This window comes from Sulfitobacter sediminivivens (genome assembly GCF_042611115.2).
GTDB lineage: Bacteria > Pseudomonadota > Alphaproteobacteria > Rhodobacterales > Rhodobacteraceae > Sulfitobacter > Sulfitobacter sediminivivens.
Window position 1 is genome coordinate 414,479 of the sequence record NZ_JBHGAR020000001.1, and the last position, 22,872, is coordinate 437,350.

At 56.0% G+C, this 22,872-nt stretch carries 23 protein-coding genes; 9 read left to right on the forward strand and 14 right to left on the reverse strand.

The window, feature by feature from the left end:
• Positions 1-108 precede the first annotated feature (108 nt).
• On the forward strand, positions 109-738 hold the full coding sequence (rnhB, locus tag ACEWL3_RS01965; RefSeq protein WP_386177352.1) for a ribonuclease HII: 630 nt from the start codon (positions 109-111) through the stop codon (positions 736-738).
• A gap of 90 nt (positions 739-828) precedes the next feature.
• A complete protein-coding gene (locus ACEWL3_RS01970; RefSeq protein WP_386177353.1) occupies positions 829-1,929 on the forward strand; it encodes a site-specific DNA-methyltransferase in 1,101 nt (366 codons plus the stop codon).
• A gap of 105 nt (positions 1,930-2,034) precedes the next feature.
• Here ACEWL3_RS01970 and ACEWL3_RS01975 read toward each other — a convergent pair whose 3' ends face one another.
• The 3 genes from ACEWL3_RS01975 to mutY all read right to left on the reverse strand — a co-directional run bounded on the left by ACEWL3_RS01975 (position 2,035) and on the right by mutY (position 4,828).
• Positions 2,035-2,469 (reverse strand): response regulator, encoded by a 435-nt coding sequence (locus tag ACEWL3_RS01975; RefSeq protein WP_386177354.1) that lies wholly within the window; start codon positions 2,467-2,469, stop codon positions 2,035-2,037.
• 67 nt (positions 2,470-2,536) lie between these two features.
• Positions 2,537-3,688: an alkane 1-monooxygenase gene (locus ACEWL3_RS01980; protein ID WP_386177355.1), complete on the reverse strand. Its 1,152-nt coding sequence runs from the start codon at positions 3,686-3,688 to the stop codon at positions 2,537-2,539.
• Between the two features lie 18 nt (positions 3,689-3,706).
• On the reverse strand, positions 3,707-4,828 hold the full coding sequence (gene mutY, locus ACEWL3_RS01985) for an A/G-specific adenine glycosylase (protein WP_386177356.1): 1,122 nt from the start codon (positions 4,826-4,828) through the stop codon (positions 3,707-3,709).
• A gap of 84 nt (positions 4,829-4,912) precedes the next feature.
• On the opposite strand from mutY, the gene ACEWL3_RS01990 reads away from it, so the two are divergent.
• The 3 genes from ACEWL3_RS01990 to ACEWL3_RS02000 are packed head-to-tail and all read left to right on the forward strand — an operon-like array spanning position 4,913 to position 7,228.
• Complete coding sequence (locus ACEWL3_RS01990) at positions 4,913-5,422, forward strand: DUF721 domain-containing protein (RefSeq protein WP_386177357.1); 510 nt, start codon at positions 4,913-4,915, stop codon at positions 5,420-5,422.
• A 22-nt stretch (positions 5,423-5,444) separates the two neighbouring features.
• A complete protein-coding gene (locus ACEWL3_RS01995) occupies positions 5,445-6,116 on the forward strand; it encodes a DsbA family protein (protein ID WP_386177358.1) in 672 nt (223 codons plus the stop codon).
• Positions 6,116-7,228 (forward strand): CaiB/BaiF CoA transferase family protein, encoded by a 1,113-nt coding sequence (locus tag ACEWL3_RS02000; RefSeq protein ID WP_386177359.1) that lies wholly within the window; start codon positions 6,116-6,118, stop codon positions 7,226-7,228. Before ACEWL3_RS01995 ends, ACEWL3_RS02000 begins: the two co-directional genes overlap by 1 nt.
• Before the next feature lie 56 nt (positions 7,229-7,284).
• Here the strand turns inward: ACEWL3_RS02000 and lpxK are convergent, their stop codons facing one another.
• The 6 genes from lpxK to ACEWL3_RS02030 form a co-directional block, all read right to left on the reverse strand.
• A complete protein-coding gene (lpxK, locus tag ACEWL3_RS02005) occupies positions 7,285-8,277 on the reverse strand; it encodes a tetraacyldisaccharide 4'-kinase (RefSeq protein WP_386177360.1) in 993 nt (330 codons plus the stop codon).
• Entirely contained in the window at positions 8,274-9,506 is a 1,233-nt protein-coding gene (locus ACEWL3_RS02010; RefSeq protein WP_386177361.1) for a 3-deoxy-D-manno-octulosonic acid transferase, read from the reverse strand. The genes lpxK and ACEWL3_RS02010 overlap by 4 nt, the downstream gene beginning before the upstream one ends.
• Before the next feature lie 7 nt (positions 9,507-9,513).
• A complete protein-coding gene (locus tag ACEWL3_RS02015) occupies positions 9,514-9,756 on the reverse strand; it encodes a DUF4170 domain-containing protein (protein WP_386177362.1) in 243 nt (80 codons plus the stop codon).
• Between the two features lie 54 nt (positions 9,757-9,810).
• Entirely contained in the window at positions 9,811-10,587 is a 777-nt protein-coding gene (locus ACEWL3_RS02020) for an inositol monophosphatase family protein (protein WP_386177363.1), read from the reverse strand.
• Complete coding sequence (locus ACEWL3_RS02025; protein WP_386177364.1) at positions 10,574-11,920, reverse strand: TldD/PmbA family protein; 1,347 nt, start codon at positions 11,918-11,920, stop codon at positions 10,574-10,576. Before ACEWL3_RS02025 ends, ACEWL3_RS02020 begins: the two co-directional genes overlap by 14 nt.
• A 130-nt stretch (positions 11,921-12,050) precedes the next feature.
• Complete coding sequence (locus ACEWL3_RS02030; RefSeq protein WP_386177365.1) at positions 12,051-13,580, reverse strand: DUF2125 domain-containing protein; 1,530 nt, start codon at positions 13,578-13,580, stop codon at positions 12,051-12,053.
• 154 nt (positions 13,581-13,734) lie between these two features.
• On the opposite strand from ACEWL3_RS02030, the gene ACEWL3_RS02035 reads away from it, so the two are divergent.
• Positions 13,735-14,484 (forward strand): SDR family oxidoreductase, encoded by a 750-nt coding sequence (locus ACEWL3_RS02035; RefSeq protein ID WP_386177366.1) that lies wholly within the window; start codon positions 13,735-13,737, stop codon positions 14,482-14,484.
• Positions 14,481-15,122 (forward strand): enoyl-CoA hydratase/isomerase family protein, encoded by a 642-nt coding sequence (locus ACEWL3_RS02040; RefSeq protein WP_386177367.1) that lies wholly within the window; start codon positions 14,481-14,483, stop codon positions 15,120-15,122. Before ACEWL3_RS02035 ends, ACEWL3_RS02040 begins: the two co-directional genes overlap by 4 nt.
• A 49-nt stretch (positions 15,123-15,171) precedes the next feature.
• Here the strand turns inward: ACEWL3_RS02040 and ACEWL3_RS02045 are convergent, their stop codons facing one another.
• Positions 15,172-15,465: an HNH endonuclease gene (locus tag ACEWL3_RS02045; protein ID WP_386177368.1), complete on the reverse strand. Its 294-nt coding sequence runs from the start codon at positions 15,463-15,465 to the stop codon at positions 15,172-15,174.
• A 161-nt stretch (positions 15,466-15,626) separates the two neighbouring features.
• On the opposite strand from ACEWL3_RS02045, the gene ACEWL3_RS02050 reads away from it, so the two are divergent.
• Positions 15,627-16,979, forward strand: a complete 1,353-nt coding sequence (locus ACEWL3_RS02050; protein ID WP_435000484.1) for a mechanosensitive ion channel family protein — start codon at positions 15,627-15,629, stop codon at positions 16,977-16,979.
• The gene (locus tag ACEWL3_RS02055; protein WP_386177370.1) at positions 16,976-18,157 is read left to right on the forward strand and encodes a TIGR03862 family flavoprotein; all 1,182 of its coding nucleotides are present in this window, start codon (positions 16,976-16,978) and stop codon (positions 18,155-18,157) included. The genes ACEWL3_RS02050 and ACEWL3_RS02055 overlap by 4 nt, the downstream gene beginning before the upstream one ends.
• Here the strand turns inward: ACEWL3_RS02055 and ACEWL3_RS02060 are convergent.
• Genes ACEWL3_RS02060 through leuS form a run of 4 tightly spaced genes read right to left on the reverse strand, consistent with a single transcriptional unit; the run spans position 18,154 to position 22,804 of the window.
• On the reverse strand, positions 18,154-18,747 hold the full coding sequence (locus ACEWL3_RS02060; protein ID WP_386177371.1) for a glutathione S-transferase family protein: 594 nt from the start codon (positions 18,745-18,747) through the stop codon (positions 18,154-18,156). The genes ACEWL3_RS02055 and ACEWL3_RS02060 overlap by 4 nt on opposite strands.
• Positions 18,748-18,778: 31 nt before the next feature.
• Positions 18,779-19,777 (reverse strand): DNA polymerase III subunit delta, encoded by a 999-nt coding sequence (gene holA / locus ACEWL3_RS02065; RefSeq protein ID WP_386177372.1) that lies wholly within the window; start codon positions 19,775-19,777, stop codon positions 18,779-18,781.
• Positions 19,774-20,256, reverse strand: a complete 483-nt coding sequence (gene lptE / locus ACEWL3_RS02070) for an LPS assembly lipoprotein LptE (protein ID WP_386177373.1) — start codon at positions 20,254-20,256, stop codon at positions 19,774-19,776. The genes holA and lptE overlap by 4 nt, the downstream gene beginning before the upstream one ends.
• Complete coding sequence (gene leuS, locus ACEWL3_RS02075; protein WP_386177374.1) at positions 20,243-22,804, reverse strand: leucine--tRNA ligase; 2,562 nt, start codon at positions 22,802-22,804, stop codon at positions 20,243-20,245. Before leuS ends, lptE begins: the two co-directional genes overlap by 14 nt.
• Positions 22,805-22,872 lie beyond the last annotated feature (68 nt).

Below are 22,872 nucleotides of genomic sequence, written 5' to 3' on the forward strand. Positions count from 1 at the left end.
AGGGAAAGTTGTTCGGGCACCTTTCCCTTCCATATTTTTTAACGAGTAACAGACAATGCAGACAGCCCAAGCCTTGCGGTTTGGGCTGTCTTGCGTTTTGAGATATCTATGAAACCAGATTTTGAATTTGAACGCCGCGCCCATGCACGCGGTTATGTGCGTGTCGCTGGCGTTGATGAAGTGGGTCGTGGGCCGTTGGCCGGCCCGGTGACCGCCGCAGCTGTGGTGTTGGACCCAGCATGTATACCGCAGGGCCTGAACGATTCCAAAAAGCTGACCAAGAAAACCCGCGCGCGTCTTTATAATGAGATAATGGAGGTCGCTGACGTCAGCATCGCCCACGCATCGGTCGAGGAAATCGAGGAACTGAATATTTTGAGGGCCAGTCACCTTGCCATGATACGGGCGTTGGAGGGGCTGCGGCAGTCAGCGGATTATGTGCTGATCGACGGCAACATGGTGCCAAATGGGCTGACAGTTCCTGCCGAGACGATCATCAAGGGGGACGCGCGATCACAGTCCATTTCGGCGGCCTCAATTATGGCCAAAATATGTCGGGATTGTGTCATGTTGTCCTTGGCGCAACAGCATCCGGGGTATGGTTGGGAAACTAACATGGGATATGGGTCAAAAAGACACATGGAAGCGCTGCAGAATTTGGGTGTGACCCCACACCATAGACGTTTGTTTAAACCCGTCCACAAGATGTTGTATCAAGATAAAAACTTAAGCGATTGATTCAAAAAAGAAATTGACCGCGAATCCCCTTTGAATCATCCTGTCCCTCAACCAACGAGCACAAAATGTGCCGGGGACAGAGGCAGATATATGAAGACAATGACAAAGGGCGCTGGTGCGCTTCCGTTGAACACCATCCTTGCGGGTGACTGCATTGAAGCAATGAATGCGTTGCCTGCGGAGAGCATTGATCTGATCTTTGCGGATCCGCCATATAACCTTCAATTGCGGGGTGATTTGCACCGTCCTGACAACTCCAAAGTGGATGCTGTGGACGACGACTGGGATCAGTTTGCCAGTTTTGCAGTCTACGACAAATTCACCAAGGCCTGGCTGAAGGCAGCGCGCCGTTTGTTGAAACCCAACGGGGCAATCTGGGTCATTGGAAGCTATCACAACATTTTCCGTGTTGGAGCCGCATTGCAGGACCAAGGCTATTGGATCCTGAATGATGTTGTCTGGCGCAAGTCGAACCCGATGCCGAATTTCCGCGGCAAACGCTTTACCAACGCCCATGAGACAATGATCTGGGCTGGCAAAGATGAGAATGCCAAGTACACGTTCAACTACGAAGCCCTTAAGGCGCTGAACGAAGGCATCCAGATGCGCAGCGATTGGGTTTTGCCGATCTGTACCGGCCACGAGCGGTTGAAAGATGACGCAGGGGACAAGGCTCATCCAACCCAGAAACCAGAAAGCCTTTTGCATCGCGTCTTGGTCGGCTCGACCAACCCCGGCGATGTGATCCTTGACCCGTTCTTTGGGACGGGCACGACAGGGGCCGTCGCCAAAATGCTGGGACGCGATTTCATCGGTATTGAGCGGGAAGAAGCATATCGCAAGGTCGCAACAAAACGCATCAGCAAGGTGCGGAAGTTTGACAAAGAGGCGTTGCAGACAACCACATCAAAGCGCGCCGAACCTCGCGTACCCTTTGGTCAACTGGTTGAACGCGGCATGTTGAGACCTGGAGAAGAGCTGTTTTCAATGAACGGGCGCTATAAAGCCAAGGTTCGTGCGGATGGGACATTGATTGGCAGTGACATCAAAGGATCCATTCACCAGGTTGGCGCGGCTTATGAAAAGGCACCCAGCTGTAATGGCTGGACATATTGGTGCTATAAAAAAGATGGCAAACGGGTGCCGATCGACATCCTTCGTCAACAGATCAGGGCTGAAATGGCCAACTGACTTACCGAAAACTGAACACCGCCGGTGCCTGCGGCCTTCCAAACGAAGGCTCGCAATGAATGGCACTCACCTTGGCCTCGCCTTTTTGGCGGGGCTTTTTTCACCTCAATGTGCCAAGTTCAATTTGTTTCGCCGTGTTGATCCCATCTTGAGTGCCGCATGAACGTATCGGGCATCAAATTCGCCCTTGTTCAGCACGTATAGAACACCTGCTGAAGCGGCTTTTTCCCACATGAAAGGAGAAGGCCAATCGCTGACCAGAATAACCGGAATTCCAGAAAGGCGCGCATTAAGGGACAGTTCGAGCGCGAAATTCGCGCCCAGGCCGTCCGGCAAATTATTGTCCAGCAAGATCAAGGACACCTCAGCGTTCGACAGGGCAAGCCGCGCCGAGCGAAGGGTGGTGGCAACTTCTACATGTATCTTTCCCATGGTTCTGTTCAGTACACGGGTCATCTTTTCGCGGTCAAAATCACTGTCTTCAACGATCAGACATGTTCTCTGCTGCGCAGCGGTTCTTGCTGATGCCGGATGTTTCATCACGTCCCCTTCTCACCATGGACCCTATTTTTGTGGCAGAGAAAGATTAAGATATTGTTCGCAGGATCTAGCGTGGCATCGGAGTCGTCCCTTTGTTGTAAGCCTGCCAGTTGGTGATTTCGGGATAGTACATGTCGCGCCATTTACGCACCCGCGGGTTCATGATCCGCCGCCAGAATGGTGGAAACATCGCTGCGATCGTCATGATCGGATACCCAAACGGCAATTGTGGTGCCTGATCGGCACCATAAGTCTGCAGCACGGGGAAACGGCGATCTGGTTTAAAGTGATGGTCGGAATGACGTTGCAGATTGATCAAGAGCCAGTTTGATGCCTTTTGGGCGGCGTTCCAGGAATGCCGGGGCTGGACGTGTTCGTACTTGCCGTCCCCCAGATGTTTCCTGGTCAAACCATAATGTTCAATATAATTCACCAACTCCAACTGCCAGATCGCGACACCTGCCTGGACCAAAAACAATACCAATCCAGACCATCCGCCCAGAATAAGCGCCAACAGCAAAAACCCGCCCTGCAGCGCCCAGTATTTGAAAAACGGGTTTTTCAAATTTGTCCAGGGCAGGTCCTTGCGCGCCAACATCTGCGCTTCGGCCCGGAACGCCGACTTCAATGATTGCTTGAGGACACGCGGATAGAAGCGATAAAAACCTTCGTTGTAATGGGCCGTCACAGTATCGCGTGGGGTTGCCACATAGCGGTGGTGGACCAACAGGTGCTCGGATCGAAAATGCGAATAAAGCACCATGGCCAACAGTGCGTCGCCCAAGAATCGCTCTAGCCTGTTCTTTTGATGCATCAATTCGTGACTGTAATTGATACCTATGGTGCCGGTGATCACGCCCACGCCGAAGAATAGAAATACCCGCTCTGCCATGCCCAGATGGTCGGCGCGCGGCGCATACCAAAGCAAGCCAAACAACGTGATAAATTGCAACGGTACCCAGATCAGCGTGACAAGCCGGTACCAAAAAAGGTCTTCGTCCGTCGCTTCAAGATCAGCATTCTCAAGGTTCAGCCCGACGATTTGATCGAGCAGCGAAAATAGCATCCAGGTCATCAGCGGCAAAAGGGCAATGGTCCATCCCCCTTGCAGCGCACAAAACCACGTCAACGGGATCAGGCCGAGCGATAGCCAAAACGGCAAAACACGTGAAAAACGCGCAAGATCGGCAGGGGCGATGATTGGATGCTGCGTGGCCATGGTATCGAACCTCTTGTCCTATTCGGAGCCGTATAGCGCAGAATGTGATGTGCTCATAGCTGTGACGCAGCGCTCGCCCTGCGACAAATCAAACGCCTTGCGCATCACGGTCGGCAGGTCCGAAGGGCGAAATTGGTCGCGAGGGATGAATTGTCCGGATGCAGCGGCGGTACTGGCATCAACTTGGGCAATTTTGACGGTCAGGATCAAATGAAAATGTGTAAAAGTATGCCGTACTTCACCGGGCAAATCCTGCCACTTGGCTCCGATTGGCGGTATTCCCTCGGGTCGGTCATGGCTCACATCCAACCAATCGGAACCGGGCCAGCCCAGCATGCCGCCCAACAATCCTTTGTCCGGGCGGGTTTCTAATAACCAGGCACCGTCATCACGCTGGGCCATATAAACAGTGCCATGTCGCACAGGTTTCGCCTTTTTCGGAGTCTTTTTTGGAAGTTCCGATGCCGTCCCTGCCGCCCGCGCCGCGCAAGGATCACGCCATGGGCAGATGCCACATGCCGGTGATTTTGGGCTGCATATCGTTGCCCCCAGATCCATCACTGCCTGCGCATAATCGCCAGGCCGTTCGGTCGGGGTCAGCGCCTCAGCCTTGGCCATCAGGTCGGGTTTGGCGGTGGGCAGCGGAATATGAATGTCGTACATCCGTGCCATCACCCGTTCAACATTTCCGTCCAGTACCGTATGCGGCAAATCGAATGCAATCGATGACAAAGCCGCAGCGGTATAAGGACCAATGCCCGGCAGCGTGAGCAAAGCCGCATGATCCGCCGGAAAGGTGCCGCCATACTGATCGACTACGGCACGCGCGCATTTCAGCAGATTGCGCGCACGCGCATAATACCCAAGGCCCGCCCATTCGCCCATCACATCGGCATCTTGTGCTGCGGCCAGATCGGCCACAGTGGGCCAGCGCGTCACGAACCGTGTGAAATAATCGCGCACCGTCGCAACGGTGGTCTGCTGCAACATGATTTCGCTCATCCACACACGGTAAGGGTCGGGCAGGGCACCTGCCTTGCGCGCAGATGGACCAATGCGCCACGGCATGTCGCGGGCATGCGCGTCGTACCAGTCCAGCAAGATGCACGGCAGGTCGCTTGTCGGGGCAGTTTCACGCAATATTTATGGCTCCTGATGGGGTCATGGGTTGGTGCCAAGGGTCAGGCAGGTTATGTAGGATCAGATCACCTGAGGAACATAGTCATGCCGCCGCGGCGCACCAGCACAAAAGGGTTCAAACGCACAGACAGCTTGCTGTCCGGACAAATCCGGCATGCATCTGAATCCCGTGGTTTCGCGCAGTCGCGTTTGTTGACTCAATGGGCTGAAATCGCTGGGACGGCAACGGCGGCCATCGCGCAACCCGTCGAAATCAGCTATGGGCGTGGCGGCATGGGGGCGACACTGACCTTGCTGACCACGGGCTCAAACGCTCCGATGCTGGAAATGCAAAAGGAACAATTGCGCACCAAAGTGAACGCTGTTTATGGCTACAACGCCATCGCGCGGGTCCGCATCACCCAAACCGCCGCATCAGGGTTTGCCGAAGGCAAAGTGGCGTTTGGTCACCAGAAACCGACCATCGAAACGGCTCCTCCTGATCCCGCCCTGCGTCAAAAAGCGGCAGAGGCAACAAAGCCTGTTTCGGACGATGGTCTGCGCGATGCCCTTGCGCGCCTGGGTGAGAACATATTGAACAAGACGAAACGCTGAAAAGCCGACAAAGGAAAACCAGATGAACCGCAGAAACGTTATTCTATCCGTATTGGCCGTACTCGGTGTCGGCGGCTGGGCATTGGGCAGCAAAATGAGCCCCAACTCCACACCCGTGAATCCGCTGGCCAATGCCGCCAATGCGCAAACAACCGATATTGATACGTCAGCCATTCAGGACATGACGATCGGCAACCCCGATGCCCCGGTCACTGTCACTGAATACGCGTCGTTCACCTGTCCCCATTGTGCGGCGTTTCACGCAGGACCGTTCAAACAGCTCAAGGCAGATTACATCGACACAGGCAAAATCAATTTTGTTTACCGCGAGGTCTATTTTGATCGGTTTGGCCTTTGGGCATCGATGGTGGCGCGGTGTGGTGGACCGGACAAATACTTTGGGATCGCAGATCTGATTTACAAAGGGCAACCTGAATGGACCCGCGCCGGTGAACCTGCTGCGATTGCTGGCGAATTGGGCAAAATTGGCCGGCTCGCCGGGATTGATGCTGAGGCGCTTGACGCTTGTCTGAAAGACGCAGGCACAGCAGAAACACTTGTTGCATGGGAAAAGCAGAACCGCGAGGCAGATGATGTGACCTCGACCCCCAGCTTTTTGATCAACGGCACAAAGTATTCGAACATGTCATATAATGCCATGAAAGATCTGATTGATGCGGCAATTGACGGCTGATGGCGGCACCACTGGCGGGTCTCAAAGTTGTTGAAATGGCGCGTGTTCTGGCTGGCCCATGGGCCGGTCAGACGCTGGCCGATCTTGGCTGTGAGGTCATCAAGGTAGAAAGCCCGGATGGCGACGACACGCGGCAATGGGGACCACCCTTTGTCACGCGCGATGATGATGTGTCCGCAGCCTATTTTCATTCGACCAATCGCGGCAAAGCGTCGGTGACAATCAATTTTCGCACGCCCGAGGGGCAAGCGCATGTCAAGGAGTTGCTGCGTGACGCGGATATCCTGATTGAGAATTTCAAGACCGGCGGGCTTGCGAAATATGGGTTGGACTACGCCAGCCTTGCAACGCTGTTTCCAAAGCTGATTTATTGTTCGATCACCGGCTTCGGCCACACGGGCCCCTATGCCCACCGCGCCGGATATGACTTTATTATCCAAGGTATGTCTGGCCTGATGTCCATCACCGGCGATCCTGACGGCCAACCGCAGAAATCTGGCATCGCTATAACGGATGTTTTCACTGGAGTATATGCCACTACGTCCATTCTGGCCGCCGTTCATCAACGCGCGCATACCGGAAGGGGCCAACACATTGACATGTCCCTGCTGGATTGTGCTGTGGCCATTACTGGCAATCAGGCGATGAATTATTTGACGACAGGCAAGGCACCAAAACGGATGGGCAATGCGCATCCCAACCTTACCCCCTATGAAGTTTTTGCATGCAGTGACGGCCATTTGATCATCGCGACTGGCAATGATGGTCAATATCAACGGCTGTGTCGGCTTTTGAGTCTGGATGACATGGCAACGGCCCCCGAATACGCGAAAAACGCGGACCGGGTTGCCAACCGATCTGACATGATCCGCCGTCTGACTGCAGCGACGCAAACCCGAACGCGGGATGATCTTTTGGCAGCGTGTGAAGCGCATAATGTGCCTGCAGGGCCGATTAACGACATGGCAGATGTGATGGCAGACCCACAGGTCGTAGCCCGTGGCATGCAGATCGAGTTGGACGGTGTACCGGGGCTGCGCTCGCCGTTTAGGTTTTCTGACGCGGAACTGGACCTGCATCGTCCATCACCAAAGCTTGGCGAGGACAATTGATGGCCAGACATCGGCCCCGACGAAAAACGGCTTAGGGAATTTATAGATTCCGAGGGTTACTTTGGCTTGGGCAGCGCATTCAAAGAGGCAAAGAGCGCGTTATCCTCAGGAAACTCCAACCGCACCGGCAATGTGATAACTTTCGTCCGAAATGTAGCGGGAAGCCGCACGGCATCTTTTTCTGTTGTAACCAATTGCGCCCCGCGCAGTGCCGCATCCGCCTCCAGGCGGGCCATCAACGCTGCTGTCAGCGGTTGGTGGTCGTCCAGCGCTTCGCAATGCACAAGGGTCGCCCCCAACCCTCGCAATGTGGCAAAGAATTTTTCTGGGTGCCCAATGCCGGCAAAGGCCAATGCGCGCATATCCGTCCAATCCATGCCAGTCTTGAGGGGCTTTAGTGCGGCACGGACATGAGGCAACTGGGCAGGCAGCTGCGATGTGTCAAAACCGCTCTGCGCGGCATCATCACCAATCAATAATATCAGATCGGCCCGTTTGAGACCTACACTAACAGGTTCCCGCAGAGGTCCAGCAGGCAGACAGAGGCCGTTGCCAAATCCCCTTTGTGCATCCACCACGACAATGCTGAGGTCATAATGTACTGCTGGGTTTTGAAACCCATCGTCAAACACCACGACACTTGCACCGGCATCCTGTGCGGCCCGCGCACCTGCGGCGCGGTCACGCGCCACCCAAACTTCGGCAAATGCAGCAAGCAAAAGTGGTTCATCACCGACATCCGCGGCTTTGTGGCGGGCGGGATCGACGCGCACTGGCCCCTCGAGCGTTCCACCATAGCCCCGAGAGACGATGTGTGGTTCATGGAAAAGTCCGCGCAGATGATCAACAACGGCGATGGCTGTCGGCGTCTTTCCGGTACCACCCGCGTTGATGTTGCCGACGCATACCGTTGGTATATCCAACGTGATCGGCACGCCCTTTCTTAGCCGTCGCGCTGTTGCCATCGCATACGCCACGCCCAACGGTCGCAATGCCCATGCCCGCCAATCAGGTTTGGGCAGGTGCCAAAAGGCGGGGGCGCGGCTCACGGTTGCCCGGCCCGTGTATCAAGCGCGTCCTGTACCAGATCAATAACCTGGTCCATCAATGCGGCCCCTTGGCTGATGACGTCCCATCCCGCATGCGCCATCGCTGCGGCCTGATCTGCTGCAATCAGATGGGACACCGCAGTGCCAAGCGCATCCGCGTCATTCACAATCCGCGCGGCACCCGCCGCTGCGAGCCGGGTGTACGATGGCATAAAGTGTCGCACTTTAGGGCCATACAGAACCGCTGATCCAAGGGCGGCTGCTTCAAAAGGATCGGAGCCGCCCTTTTCAGACATCAAGGATGAGCCGAGAAACGACACCGGTGCCACGCGAAAAAAGAGCCCCAAATCATTAGGATCATCGGCGATCATCACCTGGGTTGTATCGTCTGGATTATAGGCACCACCCCATCGGATCACATTGAGACCATTTTCACTGGCATGCTCAGTGATTGTATCAGCGTCGCCCGCATCTGCTGGATTAATGATCAGCAACAGCCGATGTGAAAGCCGCAGTGCTTTGCGGTGCGCGGCCAGAACAACCGGGGCTTCCTGTCCCAAGACGTGGGCGGCAAACCAAACTGGGCGCCCACCGAGAGCCGCCGACAATTCTGCCAGATCTGAATCAGCACAAAGCAGTGCTTGCCCACCAGCCATCAACGGCGATGTGACCTCAATATCTTCGCGCCTAAGACCCAGTTGGACCAGCCGCCGCTGGCCAGCGTCGGAGCGGGCAAGGATGGCCTCAAAACGGCTCAACATATTCTTTGTCAGGTTCGACAACCATCTATCCCTGCGACCATCGAAGCCCTTGGAATCGGCATCTATCATGATCAGCGGGCATTTCCTTTCAGCGGCCTCCAAGATTAGGTTTGGACGCAGTGCGCCCCAGACCCAGACGCAGAGATCAGGCTGCCAGTGGTCCAGAAACGCGGCAACACTACCGGGATGCTCATTTGGTATGTTTTGCACAATCAAAACTGCATCATGAGGGACGGCAATGCGGTTCGGTGCTGTTGTTTCTTCGGGTAAGGTGATCAACACATTCAACCCGACCCGATTTGCACAAAGCCGCAGCGCAAGGTCTTGGACGGCGATCAGATTGCCGGGCTCGGCGGCGTGTAGCCACACCAGTTCGCCATCGGGGCGGGGCGTTACGGGCGCGTCCATGCGCGCCTCGCTCCGCCGGGCCAAAGCCCGATACGCCGTCAACCCCAGCGACTGAGCCATGTGTGATTTATCCCAGTTCTTCGGTCGATGACGCAGCCGCTTCTTCATCACGCAAGCGGTGCAGATGGGCGATGAAATAACGCATATGCGCGTTATCCACGGTACGCTGGGCCTCGTTTTTCCAGGCGTCATATGCCGATGCATAGTCGGCAAATATGCCAACAACATGAATATCATCCACATTCTTGAACGCAGTTTCGGTGGGGGTCACCAGTTCACCGCCAAAGACAAGGTGCAGGCGTTGGGTCATGGATGTTATCCTTTTATCAATTAGCTTGGGTCTTTGCGTATCAGATGGGGCACGTCACGCAAGAGCGTCTATCAAGGCGGTGTGTACGTTCGACCCGCCCGCGACAACACCGTTCAGGCGTGGATCACGGTTATTGAACAGCAACGCCGTGCCCTGTTGATCGCTGCATGCCCCACCTGCCTCTGACACAATCAAGGTGCCTGCGGCAATGTCCCATTCCCAACTGCGGCGCAGCGTTATCATAGCGTCAAAGCGCCCATCGGCCACCAATGCAAGCCGGTATGCCAGTGAGGGGCGATAGCTCCGCTTAAAAATGGGTTCAGTTTTGGATATCCAATGGTCTGCAATCATTGCGGGGCGCGCCGCGAGCACTGTCGCGCCTGAAAGCTCTGATACTTGTGATGCTGCAATCGGTTTGGCGTTCAGCGTGGCACCGATGCCCAAACCCGCAGCATATAGTTTTTCGCGCATCGGCAGAAAGACAACCGCAGCGGTGACAATGCCGTTCTTTGCGATGGCAAGCGAATGCGCCCAGGTGTTTGAACCTTCGACAAAACTTCGGGTGCCATCAATGGGGTCAATGATAAACACATGTTCTTTGGAAAGGCGTTTGTCGTTATCTTCGGTCTCTTCTGACAGCCATCCGTACTCAGGACGGGCCAAGCTGAGCACAGAGCGCAGCAAATCGTTTACCGCCAAATCGGCCTCTGTCACGGGACCGGCACCGCCGGGTTTGTCCCAACGCTGTGCCGTGCGCCCCACAAAGCTGGTCGCGACCCGACCCGCCATTCGCGCCGCATCTATCAACAAAGACAAATCACGCCCCGGCAAGGGTCATTCCTGATACCAACAATGATGGGACAACACGTGACAGATGCGCGCGCGCGTCATTGGCTGGCACGATTGCGCGCAGCATGTCCCGAAGGTTCCCCGCAATTGTACATTCATTCACCGCATGCGTAATCTCGCCGTTCTCAACCCACAGACCAGACGCGCCTCGCGAATAGTCCCCATTGTTGGGGTTGATGGTGCTGCCGATCATTGATGTCACCAACAAACCTGTGCCCATGTCGCGGATCAGGTCATCACTGGTTTGTTCGCCTTGGGTCAGTTCAATATTCCAGTTTGTCGGGCTTGGTCCTGATGACGTGCTGCGTGCCGCATTCCCGGTAGAGGAAAGCCCAAGCTTTCGCGCCGTTGCCAGATCAAGCGTCCAGCCCTGTAGAACGCCATCCTCAACAATCAGCCGACGGGCTGTTGGCAAACCTTCACCGTCAAAAGGGCGCGAACCGCTGGTCCGGGGGCGATGGGGGTCTTCGATCAGTGACAGACTATCGGGCAGAACGGGCTGACCCAATGCGTCACGCAGCCATGAGGCACCGCGTGCGATTGCCATCCCATTGACTGCCCCAAGAAGATGGCCAATCAGTGAGGAGGAAATACGTTCATCAAAGAGCACCGGATAAGCACCCGTCGGCGGTTTGCGCGCATCCAGTCTGCGCAACGCCCTTTCGCCCGCTGACGTGCCGATATCGTGAGGATCGCGCAGATCGCTTTGAAAAATGCGGCTGTCACCGTCATAGTCCCGCTCCATCCCGCTGCTTTTACCGGCAATGGCAACACAAGACAGGCCACGATCCGTGCGGGCGTACCCACCTTCAAATCCATTCGTTGTGGCAAAATGAACGTCTTGGGCACTGTAACCGGCACTTGCCGACTGCACCTGCGCAACACCTTTGACCGCCAATGCAGCTGCCTCGGCCAATACAGCATCCTGTTGCAGATCAGCGGGGGAAGGTTCAGGTGTGGCATCGTAAAGCTCAAGTGCGTCGATGTCCCAATCTGTCGCCAGTTGATCCGGGGCAGCAAGGCCACTGTGTGGATCCTCCGGTGCTTCTTTGGCCATTGCGACAGCGCGTTCCGCCATCTCTTCGATTGTCCGTTCTGATGTGTCCGAGGCCGATACATTTGCCGATCTTTGGCCCACAAAAACCCGCAAACCGATGTCGATGCCTTCGGCCCGTTCGGCCTGTTCCAATGCGCCGCCGCGCACATCAACGGATACCGATGTGGCCCTTACGGCTTTGGCATCTGCGCCGTCGGCACCCGCTTTGCCTGCCGCCCTCAGCAGTGATCTTGTGAGCGCATCAAGGGGCTGGGACATGGTACTGGTTCCGTTTGTGACTGAAGGGCAGACCTAATGGTCAGAACTAGGCAGGGCAAGGGGACCCCACCAGTTGCCAGCAAAAAGGGCGCACCAATTGGCACGCCCCCTACTTGAATCGACAGATTCGCTACTTAATGCGCTGACCATTGGCCAGAACCTGGCCTTCTTCGGTAAACTCAATTTTCGAATTGAGCGTATCCGGCTCGGACCCAGGTACCGCAAAAAGCCCCATCATCATGCGTGCGCCCATTGCCTGATCCTCTGGGAGCAGGCCCATCGCCACGAGCTTGTCCAGCAAACCGTTGCCGCCAACCAAGGACAGATCGACCGCGCCGACCGGTTTGGGCATGCCGGGAAAGGTTGTCATGTCTGTATTGTCGAAGGTGAAATCGCCCGCACCGTCCAATTTGGCACCCGCCGCATCCAATTGCAGCTTGTTCACCGTCAGGGACTGTACTTCGCCGGGTTGTTCGCTTGCAAGCTGTGCCGCGGCATCAGGGTCAAGAAAATCGACTAACAATTTCGCCTTGCCTGACAGATCAACTACCATGCTCGCCGGGTCGCGCGGCAATTGGCCGGCAGGATCGAAGATACTCCAGATGACGTCGGACATCTTGAATTCGCCCAGTGTGATGCCAAAGGCAAAATCCTGCGGGTCCTCTGATTTGCTGACAGGCATGCTCAGGTTAAACGCGCCCTTCACCATGCTCATATCAATCGGAAAGGGCAGGCCAGCGACATTCGCCGTTATCGCCATATTGTTCTGGGATCCATTGTAGGCCAGCCCGTCTGCGCCCATCTTGATGCCCAGATCACCGCCATCCGATGTCGTAGACATTGTAAAATTCCCGTTCTTGGGATCTTCGACATCCATCTGAGTTGAGCCGGCACCATAGGCGATCAGACCGGAGACATCGAACCCGGCCCTGAGCATCGCAGCCATGTCGGCGGCATCACTGATCACCAACGGGATCATGCCGCCGCCATCCATGGTCAGATTTGCAACGCTGCCATTCATCGTCACCTTGGCAGGTTCTGTCGGATTATTGATCGCGATGTCGTATTGGATGCTGTCGATCTTACCGGTCTGCTGATAGCTCCGCATTTCAGCGATGGTCATTGTTGTGCTGCTGCTGAAACCCGTGCCAATGATGTTTACCTTGGCATTTTCCTGTCCATAGGTTTCGGAACCAACCTGCAATTGGTCCAACGTAAACGCGACCGTCCCTGCGGAATAGTCATAGACCATTTCTTGTGGTGATCCGCTGGCCATCATGGCGTGATCAGTTTGGCTATACCGCATGCTTACCGTGACGGGTTCCGCGCCTCCCTCGGGTGCGATGTTGACAGTCATCGGCAGTTCACCGGGCATAACGACAGATACAGTACCATCCCCGTTTTGCACGAATTTCAATGTACCCAAAGTCATCGACATTGCGCCGGTGTTTTCCGGCATGACCATGTTCAACCTGATGTCAGCAACCGTCAGATCATTGCCATTTTGGCTCTCTGTGGCATCGATACCGTAACCCATGCCCTCCATGTATTGACGCCAGTCGCCCCACACTTCGGACGGGGTCAGATCGGCCAGCGCCGCCTGAGACATGACCGCAAGGGGCAAAGCAAGGCCAAAAGCCGTTGGGGAAAGACGAGACATGATGAAATTCCTTTGTGCAATTCTCGGGCCCATAGGTCGGACAAACCCGAAGGATCGTCAAGGTCTCGAGGGCTGGACCATATCTTACAGGCAGATTACCACTTGGCTGACACCGGATGCAAAACCTCTTTTCAGGATACAAAGGATAAGCACCATGGATATGACAGGTAAAACAGTGATGATCACAGGGGCCAGTCGGGGCATCGGCGCCGAAACCGCGCGCGTTTTTGCCGCAGCGGGGGCCAATGTTGCCTTGATCGCGCGATCCCAGGAAGCGATTGCAGACCTTGCCGGAGAAATTGGTGAAAAAGCCATCGCAATCCCCTGCAATGTGGCGCGCTTTGGCGAAGTGTCTGCGGCGGTTGCAACAACTGTGCAGGCGTTTGGTGGTCTGGATGTGCTGATCAACAACGCAGGCGTGATCGAACCCATCGCGCGCCTTGAAGATGCCGATCCCGACGATTGGGGTCAGGTCATCGACATCAATCTAAAGGGCGTATTCTTCGGCATCCGCGCGGCGCTGCCTGTGATGAAGGCGGCTGGGGCCGGGTCGATCCTCACCATTTCATCGGGCGCTGCACATGGCCCGATCGAAGCCTGGAGCCATTATTGCGCCTCAAAGGCCGCCGTGAACATGCTCAACCGATGTGTGGACAAAGAGGAAGCAGAAAACGGCATTCGTGCGATCGGACTGTCGCCAGGCACCGTCGCCACCCAGATGCAGCGCGAGATCAAGGCCAGCGGGATCAACCCGGTTAGCCAATTGGATTGGGATGTCCATATTCCCGCTGATTGGCCTGCCCGCACGCTTTTGTGGATGTGCAGCGCCGAGGCTGACAAGTATGTGGGCGATGAAATCTCATTGCGGGACGATGATGTCCGCCGCGCTGTTGGTCTTATATGATTGAGCTTGAGCGCGACCGCGATGTCTGGACGGTGACAATCAACCGCCCGGACAAAGCCAATTCGCTGACCCACGCCATGCTCAGCAAATTGGCGAGCATTATGGAAGACGCCCAAAACGCCCGCGCAGTGATCTTGACCGGGCAGGGCAAAGTGTTCAGCGCTGGTGCGGACCTGGCCGAGGCTGGTGCGGGCCTTGCGGAATCCGAGGTTTGGGAACGGCTGTCGGGCGCTATTGCTGCCCTTCCGGGGCTAAGCATTGCGGCCCTGAATGGAACATTGGCAGGTGGGGCAATGGGCATGGCGCTGGCCTGCGATCTGCGCATATCCGTTGCGAGTGCCAAATTCTTCTATCCTGTTATGAAGCTGGGGTTTTTGCCGCAACCTTCCGACCCCGCGCGTATGGTGGCCCTTATTGGCCCGTCGCGTACCAAATTGATTTTGATGGGTGGCCAAAAAATTACGCCAGATGAAGCGCTGGCATTCGGGCTGATCGACCGGATCGTGCCGGATGCCGATCTGTTGGACCACGCACGCCTGCTGGCCGCTGAAACAGTTGCCGCGGCACCAAAGATTGCAATGGGGATCAAAGAGATGTGCGCAGGCACGGTTCAGGACACCGCCCAAGATATCCTCTAGCCGGGAGACTATCGAGAGCATGGAAAACGCGCATTGTTAAGCAGGGAGCCTAGCGCTTGCGCATTCCGCCCGGCACCTTGGATCTGAACCCCGGTGGTCGTTTCGCCACCCATACAGCAAATTTTGCAAGCCGAGGATGCGCGCGCAAATCTTCCATCGTGCTGTAATTATGTGCCAATTCAGCCTCTGTCAGGGTCGCGTGGATCTCGCGGTGACAAATGTGATGCATCAGAACGGTCGGACCGCCCTTGCCGCCTCTGAGCTTTGGGATGAGGTGATGTCGGCTTTGCGGCACATTGGGTGGTATGTCGCGGGCGCACAGGGGGCAGACTGGGTGAGGCATCGCAGCGCCGCCTTCTCATCGTGTCGGAGCCTCCTAAAACATAGGCCGCCTGATCTCAGCGTCGACTAACATGTTGATTGACCCACTCCGAGGGCGGGAACAAACCGGATAAACCTTGATCCCATCGCACATGCGGGGCAATAGGACGCGTTGTTATCGCCATGAAGCAAAGGTTCCGTATGGAGTTTGATCTCTCATCTCAGCCAGAAATCGTCCAGCAGGCCTATGGGTATGCGCTTCAGGGCTGGGAATTGGCCTTAAGTTGGCTCTTAAGCCCGGTCGCATGGTCGCAATTTGGCCTCCTGGTGCTTGCCTACCTTTTGGCAATTCTTGTCGCGCGGCGGTTGCGGCCCGTTTTGGCGATAAAGATCGCGCCGGCAAAAGACAGTAAAGGTGCCCTTGCTGATGTCCGGCGCTTTGCGGTGTTGTTCCTGCCGCTCTTGCTGCCGCTGTTGGCCTATGGCTTTACCGCAATTGGCGAAACGCTCGTACGGTCCATGTTCGATAGCGGTGCTGTCATCGCATTTGGCAAACGCGTCTTTCTGTTCCTCGCAGTCCGCCGATTGGTCCGCGATATCATCCACGATCCATTCCTGAAAGTGTTGGGACGGTACATTCTATTGCCGATTGCAGCCCTTTATATGTTTGGCGTTCTGGACGATGTGCTGGCCGCGCTCAAGTCGATGCAGGTTACGTTTGGCAACATCTCAATCTCCGTCATGGCCCTGCTTCGCGGTGCGATTGCAGGCAGCATATTGTTTTGGCTGGGCGGCTGGTCGACACGCCAGACATCACAGTTCATCGAGGCGCAGGAACAGATGCGCCCGTCTGTGCGGCAATTGGTGGGCAAGACGATTGAATTTGTGATTTTTGCGACCGCGTTCTTTCTCTTGCTGAACATCATGGGGATTAACCTTGGTGCGCTGGCCTTTTTGGGCGGTGCCATTGGTGTGGGCCTCGGGTTTGGTCTGCAAAAGATTGCGTCAAACTTTATCTCTGGGGTGATCCTGCTGGTTGAGGGCCAGGCAACAGTTGGCGATTTTGTCGAGCTCGACGGCGGCGAGAAGGGCACAATCGTCAAGATGATGGCCCGTGCCGCTATTCTGGAAACATTCGACGGCCGCTGGATTGTGGTCCCGAACGAAGATTTCATCACCACGCGGGTCACCAATTATTCCGATTCAGGATCGGCCAACCGGTTTGAGGCCGAATTTTCCGTCAGCTATGACACTGATATCAACAAGGTGCCTGCCTTGATCGAAGCGGCAGTGTCCAAACATCCAGATGTCTTGGACGAACCATATCCACCAGATTGCGAATTGCGCGGTTTCGGTGACAGCGGTATCGATTTTGCCGTCGAGTTTTGGGTCGAAGGATTGGATGATGGCCCGAATAAATATACCTCCGACGTGCTGTTTTTGGTGTGGAACGCGTTGAAAGACGCCGGTATCGAAATTCCTTATCCACAGCGGGTGGTTGAGATAAAGGGTGGCTTGCCCCAGATGAAATCGTGAAGCAGGCTGTTGTCATAGGCGCAGGCCCGGCCGGATTGATGGCTGCAGAAATTTTGGCCGCTGCAGGGCTTCACGTCACGGTTTGTGATGCAAAGCCATCTGTCGGGCGTAAGTTTCTGATGGCTGGGAAATCGGGCTTGAACCTCACCAAATCCGAACCGCTGGACCCGTTCATGGGTGCCTACGCTGAGGCGCAGCGCGCGTTGGAACCGGTGATCACTGCGTTTGATTCGCAAGCTGTTCAGGCCTGGGCGCATGATTTGGGGCAGGAGGTTTTTACAGGCAGCACCGGGCGCGTCTTTCCCAAAGTGATGAAAGCCTCGCCGCTTCTGCGCGCGTGGTTGGCACGGTTGGGGCAGGCGAATGTACAGATCAACACAAGATGGCTTTGGCAAGGCTGGGAAGGTCAGGCGTTGGAGTTTGAGACGCCTCAGGGACGTGAATATCTCTCGCCAGATGTAACCGTGTTGGCGTTGGGAGGGGCCAGTTGGGCCCGTCTTGGATCGACGGGCGATTGGGCTGCCCATTTGCGTGCCAAGGGAGTGGCACTGACCGATTTTGCGCCAGCCAATGCGGGTATTCGGGTTGAATGGTCCGATCATATGACACGTCATTTCGGTGCGGCCCTCAAGGGTATCGCATTGACATCGGGGCCGTATTCCTCGCGGGGCGAGGCCGCGATTTCCAAGCGGGGATTGGAAGGCGGCGGTATTTATTCGATCTCGCGCGGCGTGCGCGAGGGGCATCCGCTGACGTTGGATATGTTGCCGGACTTGAGTGTGCCAGAGATCACCGCACGCCTGTCCAAGCCGCGCGGCAAAGCCAGCCTTAAGGAACATCTGCGCAAGACGCTGAAATTGCCGCCGGCACAGATTGCATTGCTTCAGGAAATGGCGCGCCCGCTGCCTGACGGCTTACGCGCCCTTGCCCGACTGATCAAAGCGTTGCCGATCAAACATACGGGGCTGCGTCCAATGGATGAAGCCATCTCAACCGCTGGCGGCATCCGGTTTGATGCGCTCGACAAAGGCCTGATGATCAACGCACTGCCGGGCGTTTTTGCAGCAGGCGAAATGCTGGATTGGGAGGCCCCGACCGGTGGCTATCTGATCTCGGCCTGCCTTGCGACAGGCCGCTGGGCAGGTGAACATGCCGCAGATTGGGCGCTGCGGGGTTAGGACGTCTCTTTGGCTTGCGCCGCTTTGAACGCTGGACGGTCTCGCATTTCTTTGGCCCATGCGCCCAATTTGTCATCCACCCGTGGAAATCCCGCGCCAATCGACCAATTGATGCAATGCACTGCCAGAATATCGGGGATCGTCATTTGATCGCCCATCAAGAAGGGGCCGGTCAAGCGGTCTGACAAAACCGCGGCGGACCGGGCAAATTCGGCCTTCAGGGCGTCTTTGATGGCGGGCACGCGTTGGTCTTCGGGCAGTACGAAACTGTGTTTGGCTGCGGTCCACAGGATGGCATCAAATTCGTCAACCAGCCAAAAGGTCATTGCATCTTGCCGGGCGCGGGCGGGGGTTCCGGCAGGTGCAGTCAATTGTCCATGTTTGTCGCCAAGATAGGTCATGATCGCCATGCTGTCGGTCAGCACCTCGTCGCCATCGACAAGTGCGGGTATCTTCCCCAGCGGATTGAACTTTTTTGCATCATCCGAGCGTGGTCCGGCAGGGTTATGATCATAGTCGATCCCCATTTCTTCAAGCATCCACATCACGCGAAATGCCCGTGATTTGGTCGCACCAACAACAGTATACATGGGATATCCTTTCAAAAGATCAGTCAGATTCTCAGCGTTGCGCGCCCAGCATGGCCAGACGGATGAATGCGCGTTCCACAAGCGCAAGTGCGGGTGCGTGTTGCCCGGCAGAGCGCAGCGTCAGATCCGTATCAGTTAAAACGCCCAATGCCATTTCCAACTTTGCCGCGCCCCAGCTTTTGGCCTGCCGGGTCGCGCGGTCACGGTCGCGGACACCGTAGATGGGCGCGCCGGGGTTGGCAGCAATTCGGTAAAGCGTGCGAAAATGGCGGATGGCCATGATGGTCAAGGTCACGGCGTTGACGCCTTGGCCTTGCAGTTTGCTCATCACCGGGCCGATGTCGCCCGCGCGCGCCTCGGCCACAACATGCAGGATGTCGTCAACTTCTGCCTCGGTTGAGGTTGGCGCACAGGCCACAACATCCTCTGAGCTAAGCGGGCCGGCATCATTGAGCTTGTACAGAGTAATCTTTTCGATGGTTTGGCGAAAATCACCGGGATCAAGGGCGCGGGCCAGATCCGTCAGGGCCGCCATGGCATCAGGTTCAGGCGTCAATCGCGCCTCGCTTAGAAGACGCTCAATCTCGGCGCGGTCGGGTGGGTTATCATAGATTGCCGCGGCAAAAGCGGTCTTGTGGGCCTCAAACGCCTTGAGGACTTTGGACGTCTTTTTCAGATCGCCAGCGCTGACGACAATCTGCGCATCGCCGGGCAACCAATCCGCAAGAGAATCAATCAGAATTTGTGCGATGTTGTCATTGGCGTCTTCGACAAACGCCGCACGCGGGCCGGGAAAGAACCCAACCGCCTTGATCGCGTCAAGCAACATCGCCGGATCACGCCGTAAATCCGCTGCTTGCATCCGAGTCAGGCGCATTTCTTCTTCTGCGTTAACTCCTAGGAGCGATTTCAGAAACTCCTGCCGCTTGAGTGCCACGCGCATTGCATCGCCGCCATAGATCAACAAACCCGTCTTGGATGCGTCGGGACGCGCGAAGTAAGCGTTGGCGTCGCGAGGTGAAAGTTTCATCCGCTTATGTCAGCGGCAAACAAGCGGGTGACAACCTGGTCTGCCAAAATGGTCATCAGCCGTACCTGTGCATCCTGTTCCCCGGCCAGTGTCGCAACGGTCGTGCCGGTCGCAGAATAACCTGTAAAATTTTCAACCTTGCCCGACGTGACAATCTGACCGGTCGACAGGTGACGCAGCGCATAATCAACGGTGCCAATCAGGTTGAACCGCTGCGTATTGCCCTCAACATCTGTGGCAAGACCTGCTTGTTTGGTCGCGATTGTAAGTGCCAAGCCATACGTTGGTGCCGCGGCGCGGCCCAGCCGGCCTTCAATTTCGCGGGTCAGAAAATATCCATAACGCTCATTCGGTTCATCAACCAAAACGCGATTCTGCAACGCCGAGCCATTGCCACCGGGACCATACACCGGTTCAAACCCGCAGGCGGCTAATGCCAGCGGGGCCAAAATCAGGGTTCTGCGGTTAAGCAACGACATTCACAATCCGTCCCGGCACAACAATCACCTTTTTCGGAGTGGCACCATCCAAGGTCCGAATGACAGCTTCGTGGCTTAGCGCGATCTTTTCAACCTCTTCCTTGGACATGTCGGCGGGAACCTGAATTTCAGCCCGCCGTTTGCCGTTGATCTGGATCGGCATGGTCACCGTGTCATCAACCAGCATTGCATCGTCAGCAACCGGCCAGGGGGCAGTTGCGATCAACCCTTCTCCACCCTGATGTGCCCAAATATCTTCAGACAAATGTGGCGTCATTGGTGACATCAGCTGCGCAAGCGCCATGATGGCTGTGCGCTGGGCGGCATGGCTGGCCTGTGATTTCTGCAAGATGGCGGTGAATGCATAGAGTTTTGCAATCGCTGCATTAAAGCCAAAGCTTTCAATGCCCATGGTGACATCATGAATGGCCTTGTGCATGGCGCGCAAAAGTTCGTCGTCGCCTATGCCAAGGGCATCCTTGTCCATCTCGCTGATGCGATCACACAGGTTCCACACCCGTGTCAGGTGCTTGAACGCGGCATCCGCGCCCGATGCCGTCCATTCCACATCTCGCTCAGGGGGCGAATCGGACAATACAAACCAGCGCGCGGTATCCGCGCCGTAATTTGAGATGATGTTCAGCGGATCTACCACGTTGTTCTTTGATTTCGACATCTTGGCCGAGGGTATGATCTGCACCTCGGCACCGCCGTCTTTCAGGAATGCTTTGCCATCACGCAACTCAACCGCTTCCGGATAATGATAAGTGGGTCGACCGTCCTTTTTTGGGGTCTGGTAAATGGCGTGGGTCACCATCCCTTGCGTGAACAACGCGTCAAACGGTTCGATCGCGGATGCGGGCAGATGCCCGGTGATCTGCATCGCACGCGCAAAAAAGCGCGAATAAAGCAGGTGCAGAATCGCGTGTTCAATGCCGCCGATGTATTGATCGACGTTCATCCAATATGCCGCATCCTCCAGATTGGTTGGGGTCTCGGCGTGCGGGGCTGTGAAGCGCGCAAAATACCACGACGAATCCACAAATGTGTCCATCGTGTCAGTTTCGCGTTTTGCAGAAGCCCCGCAAGACGGGCAGGCGCAGTCGCGCCATGTTGGATGGCGATCAAGCGGATTGCCGGGAACATCAAAGCTGACATCATATGGCAACTCGATTGGCAGGTTTTCTTTCTTTTCCGGCACCACACCGCAGGCATCGCAATGCACGATGGGAATGGGACAGCCCCAATAACGTTGTCGCGACAGTCCCCAGTCGCGCAGGCGGAACTTGGTCACACCCCGTCCGACCCCATTTGACTCGCAAAATGAGATGGCGGCGTCGATGGCTTCATTTCCCGTTTGGTGCGGTTCCCCAGCGAAACCGCGATTGTAGAACACCGTTTCGGTTTTTGCGGGGACAAAGGCGGCCTCCAGCTCATCGGGGCTGTCTTCATCCGGCAAGAACGTCGAAATGATCGGCAAGTCGTATTTGGTCGCAAACTCGAAATCACGTTCATCGTGCGCAGGGCAGCCAAAAATGGCACCGGTGCCATAGTCCATCAAAATAAAGTTCGCGATGTAGACAGGCAGTTCATGTGCCGTATCAAAGGGATGGCGCACGCGGATACCGGTATCCAGACCCAGCTTTTCAGCCGTTTCGATGGCTTCTTCGGTAGTGCCCCCTTTGCGGCAGTCGGCACAGAAGGTTGCAACCATTTCATTCCCGCGTTCCAGCACCTTGGCGAGCGGATGATCCGGCGAGATGCCAACAAAGGACGCGCCCATCAGCGTGTCGGGGCGGGTTGTATAGACCTCAATGCGGTCATGGCCTTCTGGTGCGTCGATGGTGCTGAACGCAAACTGCAGACCGCGGGATTTGCCAATCCAATTCGCCTGCATCAACTTGACCTTGGCAGGCCAGTTATCAAGCGTATCAAGTGCCGTCAGTAATTCATCAGAATAATCAGAGATTTTAAAGAACCATTGGGTCAGTTCGCGGCGTTCCACCAATGCGCCAGACCGCCAGCCGCGCCCGGCCTCTACCTGTTCGTTGGCCAGCACGGTCATATCCACCGGATCCCAATTCACAATCGCATTCTTGCGGTAAACCAATCCCTCATCCAGAAAATCAAGGAACAGCGCCTGTTGCTGGCCATAATATTCGGGGTCGCAGGTGGCAAATTCGCGCGACCAGTCAATAGACAGGCCCAATGGTTTCATCTGTGCACGCATGTCGTCGATGTTTTTGTAGGTCCAGTCCTTGGGATGTCCCCCGATGGCCATGGCGGCGTTTTCGGCGGGCATGCCAAAGGCGTCCCAGCCCATCGGATGCAGCACATTATGGCCCGTCGCCAACTTATACCGTGCGATCACATCACCCATCGTATAATTGCGCACATGTCCCATGTGGATGCGCCCGGATGGATAGGGGAACATCTCAAGCACATAATACTTGGGCTTTTCAGCTGAACGGACGGCCTGAAACACGGCATCCTTTTCCCAGGCTTGCTGCCAGCGGGCTTCGATTTCGGCAGGTGTATAACGCGGCATCTACGTGGAACCTTGTAACATGAAAACGCCGGGCTGTTTGAAAGACAAAGCCCGGCGTTGGATTGAGA